Consider the following 2,501-nt stretch of genomic DNA (forward strand, 5'->3'; position numbering starts at 1 on the left):
AAACTTGATATTGCAAAAGCCAAGCAGCTTTTAGCAGAAGCTGGTTATCCGAATGGATTTGAGGCAAATTTTCTCGTATCAAATGCTCCTTATAGGGTGTTAGTTGCTCAGTCACTCCAAGATAGTGCCGCAAAGGCGGGGGTGCGTCTTAAAATTGAACGGATGGCCGGTACACAGTTGTTTTCTAAACTTTATGCCCGGGCTTTTGATACGATTTTTGTCGGATGGAATAATGATTCTGCGGATCCTCATACCATGGCTTCACGTCTTGTTTATAATCCAGATAATCGGCTTGAGGCAAAAAATACCGCCTATCCTAGTTGGCAATATGGGTATTTGGATGAAACGATGAATCAAAAGGTTCAGGATGCATTGTTTCAAAAAGATCCGCAAAAACGGGCACAACTCTATGCTGATTTACAACGTGAATTGATGCAAAAAGGACCTTATGCGTTTATCTTTCAGAAATATACTGTTATCGCGATGACCCCTGATATCAAAAAGTGGGTTTGGAATAGTGCGCCACATATTTTTTATAGTAAAATTGAAAAATAAGAGTGTCTTCAATGCTGTTCAATAGATAAAGGGCATCGTCATGATATATTCGGCGTATTGTATAAATTTTCAAGTTTTGCAATGCGTCGAAGATCATAGGTAATGCGTGATATATTGTTGAATGTCTTTTCAAGACATTCGTTTAAAGATATTTTTCATTCTCATTAGAGGTGTATTTAAGTGGATGTTAAGATCGATATTTCAATTTTTCTGAATTAGAAAGTGGTCAATTTATTTGTTAAAAAACTGAGAGTAACATAAAAAAACTAAGTGTAACAAATATCGCGGAATTTAGTGGTGCTAAAGGTGCAAAGGTTTTGCGATGTTGAAGGAAAGTTTTGTTATGGGGGTACACAAGGGATATCAGTTTTTTATGGTGTTTATATTTTCTTTTGCTTTGAAAGATGATGAGATGTCATTTGGAGGGTGTTGTTTTACGGGGAGTGATGAAAAAATTAAATTTTCTTTTGAAGAAGGAATAAAAGTCGTTGCATTTGGCAAACTAACGAATTTTTCTGTTTTATCAAATCGTCAAATTGTTATGAAGGCTCGTTGTTATTAAGGTACTTGAGCTAAAAGGGGTAGTGCTTTGATGGTATAGAAAACGCCGGAAGAAATACGAGACAAGCTTGCTTAACAAGATAGAAAAAATACAGGTTTTATAGTCTTCAATAGTAGGCGTTATGATATCGTGATTAAGCTCTGTTGTTGGTGAGCATTCATTGTATATTAGAGTGTTTTCCTTTGTATGTTTTAGTTTGGCTTATAAGTGTAGACAAGAGGAGTCATTGGCAAGAGGTGCTTGTTCTTGAAGATTTTAAAGTTTGGTCTTTAGGAGCCTATCGTTCGTCTAAACTTAAATTAAGCACGTTTTGCTGCATGGAGAATTTATACAATAAACGTTAAAAGGAAAATTCTATGAACGTGAAAAGAAAAATATTGAAAAAGGGCAGTTCTTTTGTTTCTGCTGTTCTTGCAATGGGGATGTTTGTGCAACAAGTTTCAGCAAAAACACCCGCCGATACGCTTGTGATGGCTTGGAATCTCGATCCAATAAATACATTTGACCCTGCACAACTCAATGACCGTTATGGAATTGAAGTGGTTAACAATATTTGTGATAATTTAGTCGTTTCTGCTACAGATGATGCGGCTAAAATGGTTCCCTCGTTAGCGAAGAGCTGGGATGTTTCAAGTGATGATCAGAGTACGGTGATTACTTTTCACTTGCGTGATGGTTTAAAGTTTTATGATGGTCGTCCTGCGAATGCCAATGATCTTGTTTGGGGTATGAAGCGGGTTGTCAAATTGAAATTGTCTAATGCAGCAACATTTAATGAATATGGGATTACAGAACAAAACGTTGATGAGGCTTTTCAAGCACCGGATGACAAAACGGTGGTGATGAAATTTGATAAACCTTATCCAGCAGAGCTCATTCTTAGCAATATTTCCACTAATCGCACTGCTGCCGTGCTGGATCGTGAGACACTCATGAAAAACGAACAAGATGGTGATATGGGAAACCGATATTTGGCCAGTCATTCTGCTTGTGTTGGTCCTTATCAGCTAGAGAGTTGGCGCCCTGGAGAAGGAATTTTGTTGCGTGCAAGCTCCAATTATTGGGGGGAGGCGCCTAAATTGAAGAAGATTTTAATTCGCCATGTTGCGGAACCTGGAACACAACGTTTATTGTTGCAAAAACACGATATCGATGTTGCACGTAATCTGATGCCAGAGGATTTGGCAGATCTCCAAGCAACAACGGATATTAAAGTTGAAAAAGTTTTGGCGCCCTCCATGATCATATGGGGATTTAATGCGACAAATCCAATTTTTGCCAATGAAAAAGTGCGTTTGGCGATGCGCTATCTTATTGACTATGAAGGACTCGGTAAGACTCTTCTCAAAGATGTTGGTATTCCACGTGCAAGTTTTATTCCTCT

General features: G+C 38.1%; 3 protein-coding genes. All 3 read left to right on the forward strand.

Annotated features, from left to right (window positions below):
- The coding region (locus ACFIL8_RS09140) for an ABC transporter substrate-binding protein (protein ID WP_375682174.1) at window positions 1–555 on the forward strand (555 nt) is incomplete at its 5' end.
- A gap of 343 nt (window positions 556–898) precedes the next feature.
- Window positions 899–1,117: an exodeoxyribonuclease VII large subunit gene (locus ACFIL8_RS09145; RefSeq protein WP_375638543.1), complete on the forward strand. Its 219-nt coding sequence runs from the start codon at window positions 899–901 to the stop codon at window positions 1,115–1,117.
- A 356-nt stretch (window positions 1,118–1,473) separates the two neighbouring features.
- A partial coding sequence (locus ACFIL8_RS09150) for an ABC transporter substrate-binding protein (protein WP_375689519.1) occupies window positions 1,474–2,501 on the forward strand: 1,028 nt, incomplete at its 3' end.

The sequence above is a fragment of the Bartonella sp. AP57NXGY genome (assembly GCF_042195805.1).
Lineage (GTDB): Bacteria > Pseudomonadota > Alphaproteobacteria > Rhizobiales > Rhizobiaceae > Bartonella.